Here is a 23,162-nt window from a genome sequence, read left to right on the forward strand (position 1 = left end):
ATACCATAAGAAAATAAAACGGCACTCTAAAGAGTGTCGTTTTATTTTTAAAGCAGTTAACTATTTAGTTAGCAATGCAATTGCTTCGTAAGCCTGTAACTCAATTTTTGTTGGGACTGCACTTAAAGTGCGGTCATAGTTGCTGATTAGGACTTGGGCTGGCTTGCCGCAATAAAGTTTTGGCAATTGGTAGGATACTTTTTGCCCGTAAAAGTTATTAATGACCAAAAGGGTCTGTCCCTGGTACTGCCGGCAGTAGGCAAAGACCTGGGAGTGGTCTAAATCAAGTGGATGATAAGACCCCAAAGCAATAATAGGGTAGGTCTTCCGCAAATGGATTAACTTTTGGTAATAGGGGAAGATCTCACCATGGTCGAGCTCTGTTTCAACGTTAATGCGGTCTTGGTCTTTGATCTTTAACCAAGGCGTACCAGAGGTAAAACCGGCATTAGCACTATTGTCCCAGTGCATGGGCGAGCGACTGTTGTCTCGAGACTTGGCCTGGATAATTGCCAAAGCTTGCTGGTCGCTTTTGCCCTGCTTTTTAAGCTCTTTATAGGCGTTGAGGGTTTCTACATCAACATAATCGGCTAAATTATGATAGTTGGGATCAATCATTCCAATCTCTTCCCCTTGGTAAATAAAGGGCGTGCCACGCAACAAGTGCATCACTGTTGCTAACATTTCAGCGGATTTTTCCCGGTAATGAATTGGATCACCAAACCGGCTTAATGCCCATGGCTGATCGTGATTATTCCAAAACAGCGCATTCCAGCCACCGCCCTGGCTCATCCCTACCTGCCAATCATTAAGCGCATGCTTTAATTTATAAAAGTCAAAGGGTACCTTAGTCCATTTTTGTCCGTTTCGATAATCGACCTTAAGATGGTGAAAGGTAAAGACCATCGACAATTCATGGCGAGCTGGGTTGGTGTACTTTACAGAGTTGGCAATATTAGTTGACGACATTTCACCAACAGTAATTATTTCTGGATCCTGACCAAAAGTCTCTTGATTGAGTTCTTGCAAGTACTGGTGAACGATTGGTTGGTCTGTATAAAGCACCTTGCTTTCAGTGCCCTTTGGCGCATCGGCCAATGTTTCATCCTTGCCAATCACGTTAATCACGTCAAAGCGAAAGCCTTTAACCCCCTTGGACCGCCAAAAATTAAGCACCCTGTATATTTCCGCTCTAACTTGAGGGTTGTGCCAGTCTAGGTCAGCCTGGGTCTTGTCATACAAGTGCAGGTAATATTTCCCAGTATCGCCAAATGGTGCCCAAGCCGGCCCGCCGAACTTGGACATCCAATTATTGGGCAAGCTGCCATCCGGCCTAGGCTCTCTGATATAGAAAAACTGCTGGTACTTCTTGTCTCCAGCCAATGCTTTTTGAAACCAAGGGTGGCTAGTTGAACAATGGTTCAAAACCATGTCTAGCATCACGCCAATCTGGTTTTGATCTAGTTTTTGGACCAATTCTTCAAAGTCTGCCATTGTGCCAAACAAGGGGTCGATGGCACAATAATTGGCAATGTCGTAGCCGTTATCGTTTTGTGGTGAAACAAAGAAGGGATTAAACCAAATCATGTCCACGTGCAATTGCTTGAGGTAGGGAATCTTTTGGATAATCCCCTGCAAGTCACCAATCCCGTCACCATTGCTGTCATAAAAAGATTTGGGATAAATCTGGTAAATAACTTTGTCTGCAAAACTCATAAAATAATTCCTCCGTGTTTGGCCTTTCTGTGTGCAAAGTCGACAAATTTAAACTTGTCTGGGCGATGGTATGAAACGGTGTATTGAAAGAATGAAGTATCCTTTAAATAAGTCAAGCTCCGTACTACTACGACCAAGTTAGTATCAGTCAGTTGCAAATATTCGATTACGTCCTGCCTTGCCGGTTCGACTGTAATGGTTTTAGTGGCATAATCAATTGCCAAGCCTAATTCATGTTCAAAGTAAGAATACAAGGATTTTTGGGCTTCTTCGACGGGAATGTGGGGAACGAACTTTTTCAAAATATAGTCTTCGTCAATGACAATCGGGTTCTGATTGATAGATCGCAATCGCATGACATAAGTAGCTGCAGTGTCTGCCAAGCCTAATTGCTTGTTGATGCTAACTGGTAATTGAGCGTCAGCTAATTGCAAGACTTTAGTATAAGCATGCATCTCTTCTTCCTTATTCAGTTCATCGAAACTTTCGATTGTTGAAACAGGAAAGGCAATTCGAGCTGCGTCAATGACAACCGACCCCTTGCCTTTAACCTTCTGAATGATGCCTGTGGTTGTTAATTCGTTTAATGCCTTTCGAATAGTCTCACGGGAAACGTTGTACAGTTCGGACAAGACTGGCTCGCTAGGCAAAAGCTCACCAACAGGGTATTGGTCATGTTTAATTTTTTTCTTTAAATCGGCAGCAATCTGCAGATATTTAATTGTCATTGCTAATAGTCCACCTTTTTTAACCTAATGATACCATCTTGTAGTCCATTATAGCCTGTCTAGGAATGAAAAAAATCAAAAAATCCCTGTTCAGATATACATCATAAACATTTTGTTGACACTTGTCTATACAAGTTATATAATTTTAGGAAAGCGGTATCATACCGTAAGCATGTCAAACAGCTAAAAGCTGCAGGGAGGATTATATATGGGTAAAAAGATTAAGTTACTGGCACCCACAGCCGGCCAGGTCATTGACCTTGGCGATGTTGCCGATACTGTATTTTCACAAAAGACGCTGGGAGAGGGCTTTGCCATAGAACCCAGTTCGGGCAAAATAATCTCACCGGTAGGCGGGCAAGTAGTAATGATTGCCGAGACTAAGCACGCCATTGGTCTGCAAACAGCCGATGGAGTAGAAGTTATGCTTCACTTAGGCATTGATACAGTTGAGTTGAAGGGCGAGCCGTTTGCCTTGCAAGTCAAAGTAGGAGATCAAGTTCAAGCAGGCGACCGTATAGGAACAATGGACTTGCAGGCAATTAAAGCTGCTGGCAAGCAAGCTACAATTATTGTTGCCATTACCAATACGGCCCAGATTTTGGCAAGTATCAAGTTAGAATTAGGCCAAGCCCAAGCTGGCGATATTGCTGCGACCCTAAGCTTAAAAGCTTCAGCTAAGACAGCTCCTAAGGGAAAAGAGTCAAAATATCAAACTATGGCCCGGGAAATTGTGGCAGCAGTTGGAGGTGCAGACAACGTCAAAAGCGTTATCCACTGTTTTACGCGCTTGCGCTTTACCCTAAAGGATGACAGTATTCCGCAAGACGACCAGGTAAGCCAGATTAGCGGGGTACTTGATGTTACTCGTGCTAATGATCAATACCAGGTAGTTATCGGCCAGACAGTTGAAGATGTTTATGATGAAGTAATCAAGCTGCTAGGCCCCGGCTACACAGCCCCAGCTGATACAAGCAATGACCAAGCATCTGCAACTGATCAGACTTGGACCGACAAGGTTAAGGGCGGCTTCTTCAAGCTGATTGGGGTAATCACGGGATCGATGATGCCAGTTATTGGTCTACTAGCGGCCAGCGGCATGTTGAAAGGGATTCTCAATATTCTGACCAACTTTGGTCATATGTCCACAGCTTCGCCGACTTACACCATTATCAACGCAATGGGGGATGCAGCCTTTTACTTCCTGCCGATCATTGTTGGCTTTACAGCAGCCCAAAAGCTGGGTTCAAACCCTGTAATTGTGTCTCTTATTGGGGGCTTTCTAATCTATCCCGACCTGGTAAAAATCTTTGCTAGTGGGAAATTTGCCTACTTTATTGCTGGTGTTGGCATTAATGCTAACTTTTTCGGTATTCCAATTCATATTCCGCAATATACCTATTCCATTTTCCCGATGATCTTTGCGGCGTGGATGGCAGCCAAAATTGAACCGTGGATTAAGAAGTGGATGCCGGTAACGCTGCGGCAAATTTTCACACCATTAATTGAAATTTTCTTGGTCGGGATGACAGTTTTAATCATTGTAGGCCCGGTTATCTCATTTATTTCTGAAGGTATTGCGATTGTGCTACAATGGCTAATCACAGTCAATACTGCTCTTTCCGGTCTAATTATCGGTGGGCTTTATCAAGTTCTAGTCATCTTCGGCCTGCATTGGGCAGTGATACCGCTGATTGCCAATGATATTGCGGCTAATGGTCACAGTATCCTGAACGGAATTGTGTCGGTTACGATGATTGCCCAGGGAGCTGGTGCCTTAGCTGTTTGGGTTAAGACCAAGCACAATCCTGATCTAAAGGGTTTGTCGCTGAGTGCAGCTATTTCCGCTGCGGTAGGAATTACTGAGCCAGCCATGTACGGTGTCAATCTGAAGTATGGTCGGGTGTTTATGACTTCAAGTATTGGCGCTGCAATTGGGAGTTTTGTCAATGGCTTGCTAAAAGTTGATATGTATGGCTTTACTGGCAGTCTGATTGGTTTTCCTTCCTTTGTTGCTAAAGCTGGTCAGGGCAACCCTAACAACCTGCTCTACTTTTGGATTGTTGCAGCGGTGACGATTATTGCTGCCTTCACCATAACCTACTTCTTTGGTTATCAAGAAGAAGATGCTAGCAGCCCGAAAACAGCACCTAAAAAGAAAAAGCTAGCGAATCTTTAATTATAAAAATATCTAAATAGTAAAATGCCTGGACATGTGTCCAGGCATTTTTTGGAGTGAATTTAAAAACATAACCAAGTAATCATCTTTTATAAAACAAATGTTATTCTAATCTACGGCAGTTTAAGATAAAAATATATAAAATAACTAGCTGTATATTAATAACTGAGATATAATAGAGCTCATCTTTTATATGATAAGGAGAAGAGCAATGCTAGAAGTAGAACATTTAAGTAAGGACTTTGGATCCGTGCATGCCCTGAAAGACGTTAGCTTTACCATAGAGCCCGGTCAAATTATGGGACTAATTGGTCAAAATGGCGCAGGCAAGACCACGACCTTCCACAGTATCCTGAACTTTCTGCACTATCAGGGACAAGTTAGTTGGAACGGCGCCCCAGTCACCGAGGCTACCTTCAACGAAATTGGTTATCTGCCCGAAGAGCGAAGTCTGATGCCAAAGCTAACAGTTGAAGAGCAAATTGTTTACTTGGCACAGTTAAAAGGCTGTTCTGCTAAAAAGATTCGAGGGCAGATTGATTCTTGGCTTGAGCGCTTTGAGGTCAAGGGAAAAAAGACGGACAAGATCAAGACTCTGTCTAAGGGGAACCAGCAAAAGGTGCAGCTGATCTGTACGCTGATTCACCAGCCCAAGTTAATAATTCTGGATGAACCCTTTAGTGGTCTTGATCCAGTCAACGCTGACTTGCTCAAGCGGGCCATTGTTGAGGTCAAGGACCAGCAAGCGGCCATTATTTTTTCCAGCCATGACATGACTAACATTGAAGAGATCTGTGATACCTTGACAATGCTAAAAAATGGCCAAGTAGTCTTAAACGGGGACCTTGAGGCGGTACGTGATTCCTTTGGTAAGACGGAAATTTACGTCAAAACAACCAAGACGCTAGCTCAGCTGGCTGCACTGCCACATGTGGAGCAGGTAGACCAGCAGCAACGTGACCGCTACTTGCTAAAAATTGATGATGAAAAGAGTGGTCCCGCAATTTTTGAGGCATTGACTCAGGGTCAATACATTGAAGAATTTAGTCAGCAGCCACCAACTTTAGACGAAATTTTTAGAATGAAAGCCGGTGAAAAAAATGAATAAGATGTGGATTGTTGCTTTTCAAACGTATTGGCGTCAAGTTAAATCTTGGTCTTTTGCGATCTTGGTTTTTATGCCCTTTATTTTTATTGGCATCTCTATTGTTTTTAACTTAGTCGGGGACAATTCTGCTGACTCGCCGCAATCAGATATGGAAATTGCCGTTGTCAGCCAGAACCCTCAATTGCGGCAGAATTTTATCAAGGCAAACCACAAGGTGGTTGATATTGATACAGGGATTAAGACAGCTAAGGCTGCACAGAAAAAAGTCGCAGCAGACAAATTAGACGGTTACTTGGTGCTTGACCTGCAACAAAAACAGGTGCAGGCAGTCTACCATGGAACAAATGCCGTAGATGATGAATTAAAGACCCAAATAGTAGGCTATACACAAAAGCTGCAGAGCCAGCTCAACTTGCAACAGGCCCGTCTTGCACCCCAGCAAGCCCAGACCCTGCAGCAAAAGCCCCATTATAGTGAAGTTTTGCAAAAAGGGCATAGCAAGGGTGACAATAAGATTGCCCAGTATATCTCACTCTTTGCGCTGATTTTTATGAGCTACATGATATTAATTATGTACACCAGTGTAACTGCCCAAGAGATTGGTGCTGAGAAGGGCAGCAAGATTATGGAAATCATCTTCTCCAGCACAACAGCAGCCAAGTACTTTTTGGGTAAGATTCTAGGTATCTTTGGCGTGATTATCACCCAGCTTTTAATCTATATAGCTGGTGGGGCCGCCATCTACCAGTGGGCAACGCGCGCCCCGCAGACGGCTTCCTTCATACACGACAACCAGCTGCTGATTAACCAGGTCCTGCGCAACTTGGTTAATGTCAATCTCCTATTTGTTATTTTGGGCGTAGTCATTTATACCATCTTGGCTGCCTTCTCCGGCGCTTTGGTGGCCAAGCCAGAAGATTCCTCCAAGGCTGCTTCTTGGGTCACCTTTTTAGTAGTATTGGCCTTTATTGTTACTTTCATGTTTATTAACAATCCAGACCAGCTGCTAGCTAAAGTCATGTCTTATGTACCACTCTTCTCCTCGTTTGTGATGCCGCTGCGCATCATTAGTGGCCATGTTAGTGGCCTTGAGGTAGGCATTTCGCTTTTGCTTTTGCTTGCCAGTATTGTTGGCTTGCTGGTCTACATCAGTAAAATCTACCGGGGACTGATCTTGCAGACGGAAGACACTAGCTTCTGGAAGCGGCTCAAGCGCGGTTTGGCTTATAGTAAATCATAATTAATTACCAGCACGGGAAAACTTCCTGTGCTTTTTTTGGCCAATTGCAGGCAAATGAATCTAACCAACTGAAAGTAAGATGATCCTAGGCATCCTGCAGCCAAGTGGCGGTTTGATCAAAACCTTTGACCTAGACCCAATTGCTAATCGGCAAAAAAATGCCCAGAATATCGGCGTGGTCTTTGGTCAGCGGAGCCAGTTGCGCTGGGACTTGCCTGCAATGGATACCTTTAAGTTAAACCGCGAGCTCTATCAAGTGCTTGATGCAGGAGATTTTTTGCTCCAACCTGTGCGCAATCTGAGCCTAGGCCAGCGGATGAAGGCGGAATTTATTGCAGCTCTAATTCATGATCCTGACCTGCTTATCTTAGATGAACCAACAATTGGTCTGGATGTGCTCAGCAAGAACAGTATCGTCAACTTTCTCAAGTCGCTAACGGGCAAGACTATTATCTTTACCTCACACGATCTGGATGAGGTTGACCGCATTTGCACTAGAATTCTAATCCTCAACCAGGGCAAGCTAGTCTTGGACCAGGATAGCCGCAATCTAGCTGACTTAGATGTGCCATCAACGATCACTTTCACGAGTAAAAGCAGTCGCGCAGTTGACTTAAAGGGGCAATGGCCCAAAGTGCAGGTTTTAGGAAACGGAGACTATCAGATAAAAGATATTGGGCAAGGTGAAATCAAGGTGACTTTGAGCCGGCTTACTGGCACTATTGCGATTGACCATATTGAAGTAAAGAGTGGCAAGCTAGAATACCTCCTTGCCCGCAGCGCAGACCAAGGAGGCGACTAATGAAATATCGCACCATGCTAGTTAAAATAGGGATTAAAAAGGGCTTTGCTTCCAAGTATGCCCTCTTGTTTTATCTTTTTTCATCTCTGATTTCGATTACGGTCCAGTACTTTTTGTGGCAGGCTGTGCTAGTGGGTAAACCAGCCCTTGTTTTCAAGCAGACGCTGAGTTATCTGATTTTAATGCAGCTCTTGTCAATTGTTTTTCCCAAGACTAGTTACGACCTCAATGACAAGGTGAGGTCAGGTGATATTGCGCTTGATTTGCTAAAGCCACTGGATATTGCCAGCCAATTATTTTGGGAAGGGGTCGGCTATTCGCTGGCCAAATTTTTGATAGTGGGAATTGTGGATGTCATTATCTACTTGGGGGTTCTCGACTTCCGAGTTCCGATTGCAACGGTAGGACTGGTGCTGATTACGGCAATTCTAGCTTATATCCTCTATTTTGAACTGGAGCTAATTTTGGGCACCTTTTCTTTTTATACTTACAGCATCTGGGGCATCTCCACTTTTAAGGAAGCAATCTTGTTAGTACTTGCTGGCAATGTCTTTCCAGCTTATTTTTATCCTGCAGGCTTGAAAACACTGGCGTCATACTTGCCCTTCCAATATTCCTTTGGCACCGTGGGGATGCTAGCGCAAAATCCTACCTGGACCTTGTTTGGTCAAGTAGCCACAATCCAACTGGTTTATATCCTCCTTTTTGCGCTTTTGTTCAAAATATTCTTTAAGCATGCGGTTACTGCAACCGTTATTCAAGGAGGTTAGTTGATGCGCTATTTAAAACTACTGGCTACCTATATGAAGATCAATTTAAAGTCACTGGCAGTCTATGATCTAGACTTCTATTTTGCGATTGCTGGCGTGATGGTGCAAAATATTTTAAACATTGTGGCTCTGCGGTTCATGTTCAGTATTGTGCCCCGAATCAAGGGCTATAGCTTTGACCAGCTGTTGTTGACCTATGCTTTGGCAACTTTGGCCTGGTCAATCTTTCGCTGCTTCTTCATTAACACGCTCAATATCTCTGACTATATCCATAAGGGTGCACTTGATACCATCTTAATTAAGCCGGTCAATCCACTCTTTCAGTTGATCAACGAGCGTGCAGATGAGGACTCTTGGGGCGACCTGCTGGTGGCGCTTGTCTTATTAATTATTGTAGACATCCAGTTGCACTATCCCTGGTATATTACCGGCATGTTTATCTTTATCGCTATCTTTACGTCCCTGATTTTCTTAAGCCTGGCAATTTTGGGCAATCTTGTTTCATTATTTTCAAATGGTCTTGCCAGCCTCGTTGAGACCACCTTTGATTTTTTTGAGATGAGCAAGTATCCACTGGCCATATACTCCGGTCCCTTAAAAATCATCCTGACCTTTGTTTTGCCGCTAGGCTGGGTGGCGTCAATCCCGCAAGAGCGGATTGCCCAGAAGCATGAGTGGCTTTGGCTAGCCATCATTCCGGCTGTTTGCCTCATTTTCTTTACCCTGGTTTACCAGCTGTGGCGCTTATTTTTGAAAAAATACCAAAGCACTGGTAGCTAAAAAACTGTAGTCATTACTGGCTACAGTTTTTTGATATTAAATTACTAACTAGAAGACTTGTCTTTAGTTATTGGATAGGCTATTTCCTGGGTAATATTGGCAGTTAAGAAATTAATAGCCGCTAAACATCCTGCCCTGTAGGTCTGACCAGGATCTCATTGATGTTGACATTTTCTGGCTGGTCCATCATGAAGATAGCACTTCTAGCTACATCTTCAGCCGACAGTGTACTGTTTTTGCCCTGGTTGGCAGTTTCATAAGTATTTTTGATCTCATCATCGTTAATTGTGGAATAGAGGTTAGTCACCACCGTTCCCGGAGAAACAATTCCGGTCTTAATGCCATGAGCATGCTCTTCTTGGCGCAAGCCCTCCATGATGGCACGAACAGCAAACTTGCTGCCATTGTAGACGGCAGAACCTGGGTAGAGGACGTGGCCAGCAACTGAGTCAGTGGCCATGATTAGTCCCTTGCCCTGCTTTTTCATGATCGGCAGGGCACTGGCAATCCCATTTAAAACGCCCATCACGTTAATATTGAGCATTTGCTGCCAGGATTCAGTTTTGGCCTTGCTTAAGTTGCCCTGAGGCATGATGCCGGCATTGTTATAGAGTATATCAAGATGCCCAAAGTTGGCTATTGCCAAATCGATCAGGGCTTGGACCTGGTCAATCTGGGTAACGTCAGTAGCTTGGTACAGGATATTTGAACCCTTTGCAGCTTGAGCGACTTTTTTCAGGTCGGCTTCCTTGCGGGCACCAATGACAACGTGGGCGCCCGCTTGGCTAGCCAATTTGGCAGTAGCCGCCCCGATCCCAGTCGAGCCCCCGGTAATAACTAGTACTTTATGCTTTAAACTCATTTGCAAATTCCTCCTTTATGCTATAGTAAACTGTAACATTTAAAGTTAAGGTTAAGTCAAGCCCGAAGGGAGCAAAGAAAATGAAAATTTCAGAAGTGGCAGAAAAAGTTGATTTGACACCAGTTACCTTGCGTTATTACGAAAAGGTCGGTTTACTGCCAAATGTTGAGCGTAAGCATGGCGTTAGATACTATACTGACAGTGACTTAGAGTGGATCAACTTCATCAAGTGCATGCGCCAAGTGCAAATCCCAATTAATGATTTGGTTGAATATACAGAACTGCTTAACCAGGGCCCGGAAACGAAAGGGGCTCGGCGCCGAATCCTGGCGAATGAACTGGGCCGGTTAGAAGAAGAGGAAAAGACCCTCCAGGAGACGATTGCGCGGTTAAAAACCAAAATCGGCCTGTACGACCAGGGCAAGATCAAGTAAAATTTGGCCCTTGCAGAAATACAAAAAGAAGACTGGATATGATACGACCTCTGAATTGTCTTAATTTTGGGGTTCACATCACTGTGCAGTCTTCCTTTTGTTTAGGCGCTTAATTCACCTAAGAGTCTGTTTAATTGATATACATATTATCAAAGCATATTGACAAGCGAAAGAATATCGGTTATTCTTTTTATGACTTTATGACTAAAATAAAATATTTAGTCATAAAGTGAATAAGAATCAATTAAGGAGAGTATTATGGCTAGAGGCTTTACGGCACAAGAAAAAAAGGAACTACGAGAGCAGCTGATTCAGGTGTTTGTGGAGGAACTTAACCACCAAAAAATCAGTTCTATCAATATTGATGATTTGGTTAAAAAAGTAGGAATTGCCAAGGGGTCTTTCTATCACTTCTTCAAGTCCAAAGATGAATTGTTTGGGGAAGTAATTAATCAAATTCAAGACAATATTGTTAACCAGTCACTTGCTATTGCCCAAGAAGACAATTTGTCCGCCCAAGCAAGACTAAAAAAATTGTTGTTCTACCTGGTTGAGACGATTGGTCAATACCCGTGGATCAAGCAATTATCCAACGTTGAATATGATAAGATTATCCGTCGCTTGCCAAGCGCAACAAAGGAAAAACTGCGGCAAAAAGATATTACGGACCTCACTAGAATTTTGAAGATACTGGACTTGGACACGGTTTATTCCTATGACGATATTACCGTCATTGTGCAGATGATCTTCTCTTCTGCCATCAACAAGAGCGATTACGGTGACCATTATGACGACGCAATCAAGATTATGATCAATATTTTAGTTGAAAATATGTTTAAACAGGAGAGTACGCAATGACTAACACAATTATTGAAATGAAGTCGGTCTGCAAGGTCTATCAGAGCGGCAGCGAAAAGCTGTACGCTGCCAACCACCTCAACTTGACAATAGCTGAAGGAGAACTAGTCGTAATTGTTGGTGCAAGCGGAGCTGGCAAGACAACGCTATTGAACCTGCTGGGCGGAATGGACACTGTATCATCAGGGGAAATTACCGTTAATGATGTCCCTATTAGCGCTTATTCTGAGCGCAAGTTAGCACTCTACCGCCGTAATGATGTGGGCTTTGTCTTTCAATTTTATAACCTGATTTCTAACTTGACGGCGCTGGAAAATGTTCAATTTTCCTCTAGCTTCGCAAAAAATCCGCTTGACCCGCAAAAAGTATTACGGGAAATTGGCTTGGGGCAAAAATTTGCCTCCTTTCCCGCAGAGCTTTCGGGTGGACAGCAGTAGCGTGTGGCTATTGCCCGCGCGATGGCCAAGAACCTGCTCTTGCTGCTGTGTGATGAACCAACCGGGGCACTTGACTATAAGACTAGTAAGGAAGTTCTGCGTCTCCTGGCAGACTTTAACCAGTCCTACCACAAGACGGTTGTCATTATCACCCATAATGCAGTCCTTGCTCAGATGGCAGACAAGGTAATCAAGATTAAGGATGGTCAAATTGCCGGTATCGAACACAATCAAAACAAAACACCAGTTGAAGACTTAGAGTGGTAGGTGGGATTATGGGAATGACATATTTATTTAAAAAGTTCTGCCGGGAAATATTCCACGAAAATGGATCACAAGTATTATCGCTAACTATCATTGTATCAATTGGCATTGCTTGCTTTATCGGCTTTGTCAAAACAGCCGTCGACTTAGAAAGTACTTTTGCCCATTATTACAGCTCCGCAAACTTAGAAGACATAGAGGTATCCGGGCTTTTTTCCTCCAAGCGCGTGCGGCAAATCAAAAATCTTCCAGGTGTTGACGAACTGGAGCAGAATTACGATTACCGGGCCAGTAGAAAGAACACCAACCTACTGGTTAGCGGCTACGCCAAGGACCAGCGGATTAACCGGCCGACGTTGCTAGCCGGGCGGTACCCGCAAAAAGACGGTGTTCTGGTTGACCACTTGTATCTCAAGAAGAACAAGCTCAAGCTTGGTGACCAAGTTAAGTTGGTGGTTAACGGGCTCAAGGTCAAGGGCAAAATTTCAGGAAGTATCCGCAGCCCCAAGTATTTGTATCTGACCGAGAACGCAGCGGAGCCAGTCCCTAACCACCGAAAATATGGCTATGTAATGCTGCCTAATGCAAAGCTAAAAAGGCTGGGTCTGCCAGTCAACTCGTTGGCAATTACGGTGGACAAGCCGGACCAACGAAAACGGGTGGCAAGCCAAATAAGAAAAATTGATCGGAATGTCTATGTTCTGAAGCGGCAGGACCTCATGAGTTACAACATGATTCACAGCAAACTAGAAACAATTAAAAATATTGCTGTGGCCATTTCAAGTGTTTTTATTCTGTTGACCGTTGCCATCACACTAATTAGTTATGCCAAGCAAGTCAGCAATAAAAGACCAGAAATTGCAACCTTGAAAGCCTTGGGCGTTGCTAAGAGTGAAATTTTAGCCTATCTCTTTTTCCCAGGAATGGTCACGGCCGTCATTGGAACAATCATTGGCTCACTAGTTGGCATGCTGGTCTTCCCGCGGATAATTACTAAGACGCTAGCTACTTTGTTCGATTTTCCGCCAGCTGTGCACGGCAACTATGCGTTCTTGGCTGTGGGGGCCTTGGTCGTAGTCTTGGTGGTTGAATTACTTGCTTTAATGATTAATGCAGTTAAGCTATTGAATGAGTCTGCAGCTGCTACCATGCGTCCAGCAGTTAGTGCAACCAGGGCCAATACTTTTTTGGCCCAAATCCCCATGCTGTGGCGCCATTTTTCGTTTAAGACCAAGTTGTTGGTGCGCAATATTGCCAGTGGCCGGGTCAAGTTCTTGTTCAGTGCACTGGCACTGGCATTCTGTGTGACGATGCTGATTTCTTCTTTTGGCTTAAAGTATGCTTTTGGCGATATCGAAAAAACCGAGTTTCAGGATATCCGAAAATATGATATCAGTGCGAACCTGGACACTAAAAAGTCTGCTGCAGTTAAGGTTAGTGGTGACCTTGGGGTAGTCTATGCTGATAACTATTCCATAGTTCCGGCCAAGGTGGGTGACACTGATACTCATCTGAATGTTGTTAATCAAAAAACTCAGGCAATCCATTTGCCTGCAGACGACAAAACGCCTCTTGATTTTGACCACTTGCGCGGGGTGTATCTTTCTGCTAAACGGGCCCGCAGGCTAGGATTGGGTAAGGGCTCAAGCGTTGATATCAGGGTATTTAATCATAATAAGTACCAACAGCTTAAGACGAAGATTAGGGGAATTTACACTAGCTACACGAGTCAAGGGTTCTACACTACTTATGATTATTTGAAGAGCAGGGGCATGAATGTCTCCGTTCAGACGAAGTTTATTAAAGCACGGCACGTTAAGGAGGAACAAGGGTGGCTGAACAAGAACTCACTAATTAAAAATGTCTCGCTCAAAAGCAAGCAAAAAAGGAGCTACCAGCAGGCTTCCAAGTCGGTTAATGCGATTTTAGTGCTGATTGTGCTGATTGCAGCGCTACTGCTCTTTGCCGTCATTTACAATATCAGCACCATCAATATTGCTGAACGCAAGCGTGACATTGCGACTGAAAAGGTCTTGGGCTTAAGCAGTCTGGACATCAACAAGTTGCTTTTAGGTGAAAATGCGCTTTTGGTGGTAGTTGCAACGGTAATTGGTACGCTTATCAGTCCCTGGATATACAACTTGCTAGGTGAGTCCATTGCGTCTGATGACATGTCTTTTCCGGCGCAGTTTAACCTAATCTGTATACCTATTTCGCTTGCCCTGAACGGTTTTGAATAGGGTACCATTGCACCCGGTGACAAATGAATATGGTTGTAAAATTGGGTAATGGCAAAACCAGGTTAGTAAACTATAATGATTCCTATTAATTACTTTAAGTGGGTGAGTTGAGTGGAAGACAAGTTGTACAAGATTGGGCAGTTTTCTAAGCAAGTAGGACTAACAATTGATACACTGCGCTATTATGAAAAGGAAAAGTTGATTGTTCCTGGGCGTGACCAAAATGGGCGTCGCGTTTACGATGAAAATGACCTGCGCTGGATTGAATTCATTAAGCGGCTAAAGCAGACGGGGATGCCCATCAAGGAAATCCAGTAGTATGCTCGGTTGCGCTACCAGGGAGACGGCACCATAAATGGACGCTTAGACCTGCTGTACCAGCAAAAGAAGCGCTTGGCCGCGGAATCGGCGGTGCTCGCACGACACATTGCCTTTTTGGATTAAAAAATTAGCATTTACCGGGCCAAACTGAAATCAATTAAGTAAAAAGGGGATACCAAAGCCAAAACTGGCGGTGGTATCCTCTTTCATTATTGATAAATTTATTATCGCTGCTCTCGCCAAGTATTGCATCATGCAATCAGCAATTATTCATGGCGTTCATTTTGGGCAAAAACTTCCTTAGCTACGTTAATTGCGTTCAGCACCTTAGGAAATCCCACATAGGGCAGACACTGAATAAATGCTTTCGTGATTTCGGTGGTGGTTAAACCAACATTCAGGGCAGCCTGAATGTGAACGTGCAGCTGCGCGGCCGTATCGCCCTGCGTCAATAGGCTGGTGATGGTGACCAATTCGCGCTGCTTGAGGCTAAGCCCCGCCCGGTTATAGATGTCGCCGAAGGCAAATTCTAAAATATATTTGCCCACGTCAGGCGCAATCCCCTGCAATGACGCCATTACGTTATCTGCTGCGGCACCGTCTACCTGTGCCAGCGTTTTTTGGCCTAATTCTAATCGTTTGTTTGTTGACATAAATTTGTCCTCCGTTAGTTTGATAGTTTTAATACTACGAAGGTAATCGTAATTGCTGGAGTTAACTCCATGTCAATAAAAAAGATTAATTGTTAGACTGTAAACTGTCTAATGCCTGCTGCAAAACTTGTATAGTTGCTTGGTAACTGACGATTCCATAATCAAGTGCAATTTTTTGGGTCTTGCTAATGTCTGAATCTACCCAATATTTGCTTGCGCTTTTGTCTAGTCTGCTATTTATGCGCAAAAAAGCTTATTTGGCTCTTATGCAACATGAGGAATAAATGCCAACAGGTATTATGACAAATAAATCTGTAGCAGGCTGTGTTACCGGACTAGCAACTTTTTTTCAGCAATGCTATTTCTTACGAACTATGAAAAGCACGTCAAGACTTAAATACTTGTTTAAAATAAAAGGCGCGTTGTACTATGCGTCCATAATAATTACCGCACGTATATAGCTAATTGAAGAAGATTGTAATTAAGAAAAAGACTGGCAAATCACGTTACTAAACGCTGTTTTACCAGTCTCTTAAATTGTAAACACGTTAGTGGTTAAGCTAAAAGTACTTCCTAGACTATTTGATTTTTAGTGTCCCTGGTGCTTGGCACGTCTTTTTTCTTGCTTTTGAATGAACCGCGCTTGTTTTTCTTCATGCATTTGCTCAACCGAAGTTTTTTTCTTGGCCACTTTCAAATTTTCAAACTGCTTTTTTAAAGCCTGTTGGGCTTTGGTACTGATACCCCTGCTCTTGACAACTTTGTTAACCAAGCGCTGCCATCTTTTGGGGTTGACATGCTGCACAACGCTTTTTTCAATACTAGTTTTATAAAAGCTTAACTGAGAATATTTTCTATTCACAAGGTTTAAGATTTCCGGCATCTGGGGGGCGGAAGCGCCCAAGTTGACTTGCGCCACATAATAGTCACTGCCGTCAATTTTCTCAAAAATAGCCTTATAAAATGGATCATCAAAGATGATGGTTAGCTTTTCCTTTAACACAATGTGTTCCTCCTAAATAAAAATGATTAATTAGGAAAGCCGGACGACCTAGGAGGAAGGTTACTGATTCAATTGTTTGAACATTCGGACTACCAACCGAATAGTGTTTTTGCTTTCTACAAAAAATTATATCGTAAAATTAATACTAGCTGGTATAATTTTCAGACTAAAAAGCATTTATTATGAGCGGATTATAATTCGCTGACGATTACTAATGACTTGATTGCTTTGCGGCGATCCATCGCCTCGTACGCTGCCTGAATCTGGTCTAGTGTGAAGCGCTTAGTGAAGACCTTGCCGGGATGGATCTGTCCTTTTAAAACAGCATCCAGTAAAACCTTGCGGTCATCGCTTGTTACGGCTGCAATACCACCGCGCAAGCCAATGTTCTTCCAGAATAAGTTATTGGTATTCATTTCCGCTTTTTGGGGAACACCAACGCGTCCGACAACTGCTCCCGGACGTCCGACCTGCATCGCGGTTGCAACGGATTGCTCGGTTCCGACACACTCTAAGACGGCATCAGCACCATTACCAGAAGTTAAATCCATTACCCTTTGAACGGCCTCTTCACCGCGCTTGGGAACAATAGCGGTTGCGCCAAATTCCCGTGCCAATCGCTGGCGGTCTTCATGGCGGCTCATGGCGATAATTTTCTTTGCGCCCAATAATTTGGCTGCAATGACACCGCATAAACCTACGGCGCCATCACCGAAGACTACGACCGTATCGCCGTCCTTCACCTCGGCACTGGTGGCTGCGTGGTAACCGGTAGCCATTACATCTGCTAAAGTTAACAGATCATTTAGTTGGTCGTCAGTATAATCACTGGGGTGGCCGGGTATTTTAATGAGTGCCCAGGCTGCATTTTGAAACCTGAGATATTCCCCCTGATAGCCACCGTTAGGCTCATCGCTCTGGTTAAGGCAGTCGCCGTCAAAGCCGGCAAGACAGGCAGCGCAATATCCGCAGCCATGTGTAAACGGGGCAATGACGAAGTCGCCGGGGTGCACGTTAGTTACCTCAGCCCCCACTTCTTCCACGATGCCAATGGCTTCGTGTCCAACAGTAGTATTGTGCGGGCGCTGGGAGATGCCCCGGTACCACCACAGGTCGGAACCGCAGACACACGTACGAACAATTTTAATGATTGCATCGGTTTCCGATTTAATTTCAGGATGAGAATATTCGTGCAATTCAATTTTTCCAGGTTCAATAAAAGTTGCCGTTTTCATTATTGCTTTCCCCCTCTTATTTTATCGCCATAATAAAAGTTGGCTGTAGCACCACCATCAATTAAAAAGGTTGAACCGGTAATAAAGGCGCCCTTTGAATTCAGCAATAATTCTGCTACGTTGGCTACCTCATCAGCTGTTCCAGGCCGACCGGCTGGCGACTTAGCAAACATTTCTTTATAGAAGTCGCCACGAATGCCGTTAAACTCATCTAAAGCAAGCGGCGTAACGATGATGCCCGGTGCGATAGCATTTAAGCGGGCCCCTTGCCTAGACCACTTTAATGCTTCCGCCATTACCCGTTTTTCGTTGCAGCGCTTGGCCAGTTGATAGGCATGCAGAGTATCCTTAATATTTTCAACTTGCAGCAGCTCCAAATCCAGCAGTTCTTCAGTAGGAGTGAGGGCCAGTTGTTCGTCTTGCTTAGGCGTTAATGCGGGCATGCGGTGGCCAGATTGACTGGTAATGGTCACGCCAACGCCGCCCGGGGCAATAACGTGTCCGACTTCTTCCAGCAATACGGCAGTACCGTAGAGATCAACCTTCAAGATGGCCTCAATTGATGCCTGGCTGGGCGATAAGCCAGCGCCATTAATCAAAGTTGTGATTGGCCCGTATTTTTGACCGGTTGCAATCATTTGCCGAATAGATTGGCGAGATGACAGGTCCATTTCTACTGGTTCAACATCAAAGCCGGCTTCAGCCATTGTTTTGCCTATAGTTTGGGCATTTTGGATGTTTTTGTCTCCCAAAATGATTTTTTGGTCGGCACCCATTCTTCGGGCTATGGCCATGCTAATTTGACCGGCGCCGACTACTAACATAACTGGTTTATTCATTATTAATTTCTCCTTTTTAATAGACCGGGCGCTCTTCGCCCTGGGTATCTGGATCAGCAATGCCAATGCTTTCATTGACGAAAAGACTCGGGTTGGCAATGATTTGCAAAATCACGTCTGCAATACTTTGGCGCGATCCAGAAACGCCATTGTATGGCTGGTTGCGTGTGGTAATAGTATATTTGACTTCATCGCGATCATTGAGCCAAGGCAGACGCAAAGTAGTGTACTTAAGGCCTGATGCTGCTAGCAATCGGTCAGAATTGATAGCTTCTTGGAGCCCAGGCAAGACCTGCTCGTGGTTCCAGCGGCCAAATTCACCGCCCACTTCGTTATATAAGCCAAGAATATTGGTGAAGATGATGCGCTGCACGTTTTGCTTTTTCATGGCAGCAATGACGTTTTTAGTAATCACATTTTTGGGACTGTGATCTACAACGCCAACAAAAACCAGATCTTGACCGGCAACTGCTCGTTCTACGTCTGCGGCCTTGGTCAAGTCGACCTCAAGAACGTGAGCCTGTTTGTTAAAATCAGCCAATCGCTGGCTTTGGCGTAAGCCAAGCGTCAAATTCACCTTATTAAAGGCCGGTTCGGTTAAGATGCGACGTTCAACAATGTGGGCAATCTGCCCATTAGCAGCTAAAATTAAGACCTTCATGGCCCACCTCCTATGCTCGATTAATACCTAAGCTGTCGCGACTGCCAAGTTGCGGATCATGTGCTAGCCGTAAGACTAAGTCGGCGATGCTCCTGCGGGAGACGTCATGACCGCCAAAGGGTTCGCCCTTGTGGGTAACCTGGTAGTCGATATCGTTGCCATTATCAAACCAGCCGGGTCGAATAATGGTATAGTTCAAAGCAGAATCCGCGATAATGTCCGCAGCCTGGCGGTAGCTGGATAGTACCGGGTTGTTCTTTAGTTTGCCTGCAGCACCGATAGATGCGGGGATTTCATTATAAATGCCCATAGAACTAATGAATAGCAAGCGCTCAATGCCGGCCTTAGTCATTTGATCGACTAAGGAGGGCGCCATTTGAGGTAAATCTCCACTTAAAGCCGCAAAAACCACATCTTGCCCTAAAAGCGCTTCGTGTAGGCTAGCGGCGACAGTCACATCTCCTGCAATTAGGCGTTCACGGTGGGGATTGATTGTGTTTTGCAAAGAATCGATGTGGCGCGCCATTAGGGTCAACTGATCGTCTGAATGATCTAAAAAATACTGTCTGGTAACGCGGCCAATCGACCCGGTAGCACCAATAATTAAAACTTTGGTCATTGATCTTGTCCTTTCTTATAGCAAGTATGCTAATTGTATTACCTTAGACTTACTGTAAGGCAAGGCAAAATTAAAAAAATAAAAATCTGTTGTGATAGCATTTAACAACTTAAAAGTAGCGCGTAGGCTAAAGAAGCTCTATACTGCTTTTAAAAGAAAAAGGGAGGTGTATTGCGATTGAATTACAGTGTGCACGAAGCTGCTGATAAAGTGGGCCTGACCGCCTATACTCTGCGCTATTATGACAATCATGGGATGTTGCCCTATGTAAAACGAGATGAGAACAACAACCGAATCTTTGATGACGTGGACTTAGAATGGATTAAAATCATTATTTGCTTGCGTGAAACGGGGATGCCCCTGAAAAACATCCAGCACTATTTGCAATTAGTCAAGCAGGGAGAAGCAACTGTTCCTGAACGTTATCAAATCATGCTGGATCAGCAGCAGCGAACGCTGGCAGAAATTAGTGAATTCAACCAGCATTGGTAACCATTAATAAAAAAGTAGCCCATTATGCCGATACGTTGATTAATCAAAAACCAGATTCATATGAGCCCTCAAACATTGCAAAGCTGCATTCGTTGAAGCAAAAATAATTTTAAATTAATGGTACAAATTAATTGGTAAGCTAGTATGATGATATTAACAAGATAATAATTATTAAGGAGGGCTTCTTGATGAAAATCGGTTTTATTGGTACAGGCGTGATGGGCAATGCAATTTGCTTGAATATCTTAAAGGCGGGGCACCAATTATGGGTCTACAACCGGACTAAGAGCAAGACGGACAACCTGGTTGAAAAAGGCGCTACTTGGTGCCCGCATCCCCAAGCGGTAGCCGCACAAGCCGACGTGATTTTCACGATGGTTGGTTTTCCCGCTGACGTCGAACAGGTCTACAGGGGTAAAGGAGGGCTCTTGATGGCCCCCGTCGAAGGCAAGTATCTCGTTGATATGACGACCTCTAAGCCGTCCCTGGCCCAAAAAATCTTTGATGAAGGCGAAAAACGCGGCGCCAAGGTCCTGGATGCACCCGTTTCCGGGGGCGACTTGGGCGCCAAGAAGGGCACGCTGACCATCATGGTCGGCGGCGACGAAGCGGCCTACCACGATTTAGAGGGACTCTTTCATGACTTTGGCAAGACGGTGCACTATTTTGGCCCAGCCGGATCGGGACAGAACACTAAAATGGCCAATCAGATCATGATTGCGGGCACCATGACGGGGATGACCGAGATGCTGGTCTATGCCAAGCAGGCGGGGTTGGACCTGCCTGCTGTCCTTGAAACGGTGGGCGCTGGCAGTGCGGCCAACTGGAGCTTGTCCAACTACGGCCCGCGGATTCTTAAGGGCGACTATACACCGGGCTTTTTCAGCAAACACTTCTTAAAGGACTTACGGATTGCCTTGGAAACGGCCCAGGAAATGAAGGTCGATTTGCCAGCCACCAAGGGGGCCAAGCAGCTGTACGAGCAGCTGGTCGACGACCGGGGTCTGGGTGACTTAGGCACGCAGGGATTGATCAAGCTCTGGTGGAACTAGGTCAGGCTCAATCCCAAGTTATGACTAAAATGCAAAATAAAGAGTCTGGGAAAAAACTAGATCCTTTGACTTTATAAACTAAAGCAGGCAAACCACTTTTTAGTGATTTGCCTGCTTTTTGTCTCTACTGAATTTCGCTTGATGGTCCCAGTTGCCCCTTGGGGCCACTTCCGGTGCCAATATTTACTCAAGTTCATGGTCATAAGCATTAAACCTAGGTCATTTTCGACCTTTGCTTGCCCTCGGAGGTGGGTTCGCCGCATGCCAAAAACGTTCTTCAAGTGACCAAAGACGGGTTCCACGTCAATCTTGCGTTGGCCGTAGATCCGTTTGCCAGTCTTGCTTTGAAGCGCTACTTGAGCGCTGGCTTTAAAGTATTGCCAGGTCGGGTTATAGTTAAGGCGGCGCTGGTGGCCACTGGGCGTCTTAGCCAAAGCCGTTTGGGCTGGACTTAGTTGAAACTCGTCTGCCTCATAGATTTAAATTGCCTGGCAAAGCCGTAGCGGTCACGCCTAGTGGAATAATGTTTGAAGGAGAAGCGCACGCCCTGGTGGTCCAGGTAGTAATCATCTTGCTCATTATAGTGCCAGTTGCTGGGCTTGGTCGGGTCATTGCGGTACTTACGCTTCTGTTCTTTTTCATAAGTAGTGTAGGGAATATAGCACTGCTTGTGAAAGTAATCGGTTAACTGGGCATAGTTGTATTCGCTGCCGTAGCCGGTATCGGCGACAATCGGGTCAAAGTCTGCTAAAACCGGCAGCTGCGCTAAAAAAGGCACCAGGGTTCTGGTGTCAGTCGGATTAGGATACAGAGCATAGTCGATGACGTATTGGTTGCTAGTCGCAAGCTGCAGGTTATAACCGGGCTTCAGCTGACCATTAAGCATCGGGTCTTCCTTCATGCGCATGAAGGTGGCATCGTGGTCGGTCTTGGAGAAGCTGTTGCGGCCCTTAAAGGTCTGCTGGTATTGTTCATACTTCTGGGCGCGGGGCTGGTAGTCGCGGCGAATTCGGTGGAGCAGTTTCTTTAACCGGCGCCGTTTCTGCTTGCGCCTGGATCCACCCGGAATTGCTTGAGGTTCCCGTTCAATGGCCTGATTGAGCTGGTCCACTTTGGCTTCAACTTCATTAGCCAGTTGGTTTAAGCCCTGACTGCTTTGGACTTCCTCTGCCGCCATGGCCTTGACTACTGCTTCTTCCACTAATTCTTGATAAAGGGCTAATGCCTCACCCTGCAGCTTGGTCTGGAAGCGGTCGACGGCCTTCTTCCAGACAAAAGAGTACTTGTTGGCATCAGCTTCAATCTTGGTGCCGTCAATAAAGAGGGCGTGCTCATAGAGAAAGCCCTCTTCTTGAAGCAGATTGTTAAAGTAGAGAAAGCACTGCTTAATCAGCTGGTTAGCGTGCGGGCTAGAGCGAAAATTATTAATGGTATGATAGGAAATGGTCTGCTGGTCCGCCAGGTACATCATAGGCAAGTTTTCGACCAGCATCTGGGCAATCTTGCGCCCAGAGAAGACCTTGCGGGCATAAGCAAAGAGCAGAATCTTGAGCATGCGGGCCGGATGGTAGGCCGGTCTGCCGGTTGCAGGAGTATCGCCTTCAAGCACTGCCAGCGGAATGGAGTCAACGAACTGGCTAATGGCATGAACCAGGTGGTCCTGGGGAATAACAAAATCTAAATTGAGTACTAAAGCAGTTTGGCCTGTGGTATAATTTTGGTACATGAAATTGGTCTCCGATCTATTTGTGTTTGGTAAATAAATAATATCAGGGCCAAGACAAAATGTATACGAAAAAAGGCGTTGAGTTCAACGTCTTTTTTTGTTGGTCTGGGAGATAGTTTTTTCCCAGACTCTTTTGTGTAGTA

The 23,162-nt window shown here is 44.8% G+C and carries 20 protein-coding genes and 3 pseudogenes; 13 read left to right on the plus strand and 10 right to left on the minus strand.

Translation table 11 applies throughout. From position 1 onward, the window contains the following. Nucleotides 1–60: 60 nt before the first annotated feature. A complete protein-coding gene (gene treC / locus AC2JF7_RS01425; RefSeq protein ID WP_500726313.1) occupies nucleotides 61–1,716 on the minus strand; it encodes an alpha,alpha-phosphotrehalase in 1,656 nt (551 codons plus the stop codon). Next, nucleotides 1,713–2,444 (minus strand): trehalose operon repressor, encoded by a 732-nt coding sequence (gene treR / locus AC2JF7_RS01430; RefSeq protein ID WP_500726314.1) that lies wholly within the window; start codon nucleotides 2,442–2,444, stop codon nucleotides 1,713–1,715. Before treR ends, treC begins: the two co-directional genes overlap by 4 nt. 208 nt (nucleotides 2,445–2,652) lie before the next feature. On the opposite strand from treR, the gene AC2JF7_RS01435 reads away from it, so the two are divergent. The 6 genes from AC2JF7_RS01435 to AC2JF7_RS01460 all read left to right on the plus strand — a co-directional run bounded on the left by AC2JF7_RS01435 (nucleotide 2,653) and on the right by AC2JF7_RS01460 (nucleotide 9,323). After that, nucleotides 2,653–4,623, plus strand: a complete 1,971-nt coding sequence (locus AC2JF7_RS01435; protein WP_500726316.1) for a PTS sugar transporter subunit IIABC — start codon at nucleotides 2,653–2,655, stop codon at nucleotides 4,621–4,623. Between the two features lie 211 nt (nucleotides 4,624–4,834). Beyond that, complete coding sequence (locus AC2JF7_RS01440) at nucleotides 4,835–5,731, plus strand: ABC transporter ATP-binding protein (protein WP_500726318.1); 897 nt, start codon at nucleotides 4,835–4,837, stop codon at nucleotides 5,729–5,731. Further along, nucleotides 5,724–6,971, plus strand: coding sequence for an ABC transporter permease (locus AC2JF7_RS01445; RefSeq protein WP_500726319.1), 1,248 nt, complete (start codon nucleotides 5,724–5,726; stop codon nucleotides 6,969–6,971). Before AC2JF7_RS01440 ends, AC2JF7_RS01445 begins: the two co-directional genes overlap by 8 nt. A 79-nt stretch (nucleotides 6,972–7,050) precedes the next feature. Beyond that, nucleotides 7,051–7,773: an AAA family ATPase gene (locus tag AC2JF7_RS01450; RefSeq protein ID WP_500726321.1), complete on the plus strand. Its 723-nt coding sequence runs from the start codon at nucleotides 7,051–7,053 to the stop codon at nucleotides 7,771–7,773. Then, nucleotides 7,773–8,543, plus strand: a complete 771-nt coding sequence (locus tag AC2JF7_RS01455) for an ABC transporter permease (RefSeq protein ID WP_500726323.1) — start codon at nucleotides 7,773–7,775, stop codon at nucleotides 8,541–8,543. Before AC2JF7_RS01450 ends, AC2JF7_RS01455 begins: the two co-directional genes overlap by 1 nt. Then, on the plus strand, nucleotides 8,544–9,323 hold the full coding sequence (locus AC2JF7_RS01460) for an ABC transporter permease (protein WP_500726325.1): 780 nt from the start codon (nucleotides 8,544–8,546) through the stop codon (nucleotides 9,321–9,323). Between the two features lie 121 nt (nucleotides 9,324–9,444). On the opposite strand, the gene AC2JF7_RS01465 is transcribed toward AC2JF7_RS01460, so the two are convergent. Beyond that, nucleotides 9,445–10,185, minus strand: a complete 741-nt coding sequence (locus AC2JF7_RS01465; protein ID WP_500726326.1) for an SDR family oxidoreductase — start codon at nucleotides 10,183–10,185, stop codon at nucleotides 9,445–9,447. Nucleotides 10,186–10,265: 80 nt separating this feature from the next. On the opposite strand from AC2JF7_RS01465, the gene AC2JF7_RS01470 reads away from it, so the two are divergent. The 5 genes and pseudogenes from AC2JF7_RS01470 (at nucleotide 10,266) to AC2JF7_RS01490 (ending at nucleotide 14,862) form a co-directional block, all read left to right on the plus strand. After that, nucleotides 10,266–10,619 carry a MerR family transcriptional regulator gene (locus AC2JF7_RS01470; protein WP_500726328.1) on the plus strand — a complete coding sequence of 118 codons (354 nt, stop codon included), beginning with the start codon at nucleotides 10,266–10,268 and terminating at the stop codon, nucleotides 10,617–10,619. A 258-nt stretch (nucleotides 10,620–10,877) separates the two neighbouring features. Beyond that, on the plus strand, nucleotides 10,878–11,477 hold the full coding sequence (locus AC2JF7_RS01475; RefSeq protein ID WP_500726330.1) for a TetR/AcrR family transcriptional regulator: 600 nt from the start codon (nucleotides 10,878–10,880) through the stop codon (nucleotides 11,475–11,477). Beyond that, a pseudogene (locus tag AC2JF7_RS01480) lies at nucleotides 11,474–12,181 on the plus strand (ABC transporter ATP-binding protein). The gene AC2JF7_RS01475 and the pseudogene AC2JF7_RS01480 overlap by 4 nt, the downstream one beginning before the upstream one ends. 14 nt (nucleotides 12,182–12,195) lie before the next feature. Beyond that, nucleotides 12,196–14,418: an ABC transporter permease gene (locus tag AC2JF7_RS01485; protein ID WP_500726332.1), complete on the plus strand. Its 2,223-nt coding sequence runs from the start codon at nucleotides 12,196–12,198 to the stop codon at nucleotides 14,416–14,418. Between the two features lie 123 nt (nucleotides 14,419–14,541). Further along, nucleotides 14,542–14,862 (plus strand): annotated as a pseudogene (locus AC2JF7_RS01490) (MerR family transcriptional regulator). Between the two features lie 143 nt (nucleotides 14,863–15,005). Here AC2JF7_RS01490 and AC2JF7_RS01495 read toward each other — a convergent pair. The 6 genes from AC2JF7_RS01495 to AC2JF7_RS01520 form a co-directional block, all read right to left on the minus strand. Continuing rightward, complete coding sequence (locus AC2JF7_RS01495; RefSeq protein ID WP_500726334.1) at nucleotides 15,006–15,392, minus strand: carboxymuconolactone decarboxylase family protein; 387 nt, start codon at nucleotides 15,390–15,392, stop codon at nucleotides 15,006–15,008. A 589-nt stretch (nucleotides 15,393–15,981) separates the two neighbouring features. Beyond that, complete coding sequence (locus AC2JF7_RS01500) at nucleotides 15,982–16,395, minus strand: YjdF family protein (protein ID WP_500726335.1); 414 nt, start codon at nucleotides 16,393–16,395, stop codon at nucleotides 15,982–15,984. 191 nt (nucleotides 16,396–16,586) lie between these two features. Next, entirely contained in the window at nucleotides 16,587–17,630 is a 1,044-nt protein-coding gene (locus AC2JF7_RS01505) for a zinc-dependent alcohol dehydrogenase family protein (RefSeq protein ID WP_500726337.1), read from the minus strand. Further along, nucleotides 17,630–18,469, minus strand: a complete 840-nt coding sequence (locus tag AC2JF7_RS01510) for an SDR family oxidoreductase (RefSeq protein ID WP_500726339.1) — start codon at nucleotides 18,467–18,469, stop codon at nucleotides 17,630–17,632. Before AC2JF7_RS01510 ends, AC2JF7_RS01505 begins: the two co-directional genes overlap by 1 nt. Before the next feature lie 16 nt (nucleotides 18,470–18,485). Continuing rightward, the gene (locus tag AC2JF7_RS01515; protein WP_500726341.1) at nucleotides 18,486–19,130 is read right to left on the minus strand and encodes an NAD(P)H-binding protein; all 645 of its coding nucleotides are present in this window, start codon (nucleotides 19,128–19,130) and stop codon (nucleotides 18,486–18,488) included. 10 nt (nucleotides 19,131–19,140) lie between these two features. Beyond that, nucleotides 19,141–19,749 (minus strand): NAD(P)H-binding protein, encoded by a 609-nt coding sequence (locus tag AC2JF7_RS01520; RefSeq protein WP_500726343.1) that lies wholly within the window; start codon nucleotides 19,747–19,749, stop codon nucleotides 19,141–19,143. A gap of 177 nt (nucleotides 19,750–19,926) precedes the next feature. Here AC2JF7_RS01520 and AC2JF7_RS01525 point away from each other — a divergent pair, with 177 nt between their 5' ends. Further along, nucleotides 19,927–20,241: a MerR family transcriptional regulator gene (locus AC2JF7_RS01525; RefSeq protein ID WP_500726345.1), complete on the plus strand. Its 315-nt coding sequence runs from the start codon at nucleotides 19,927–19,929 to the stop codon at nucleotides 20,239–20,241. Nucleotides 20,242–20,429: 188 nt separating this feature from the next. Continuing rightward, nucleotides 20,430–21,293: an NAD(P)-dependent oxidoreductase gene (locus AC2JF7_RS01530; RefSeq protein WP_500726347.1), complete on the plus strand. Its 864-nt coding sequence runs from the start codon at nucleotides 20,430–20,432 to the stop codon at nucleotides 21,291–21,293. Between the two features lie 7 nt (nucleotides 21,294–21,300). On the opposite strand, the pseudogene AC2JF7_RS01535 reads toward AC2JF7_RS01530, so the two are convergent. Then, nucleotides 21,301–23,019, minus strand: a pseudogene (locus AC2JF7_RS01535) (IS1182 family transposase). Nucleotides 23,020–23,162 lie beyond the last annotated feature (143 nt).

It is taken from the genome of Lactobacillus sp. XV31L, from assembly GCF_059900865.1.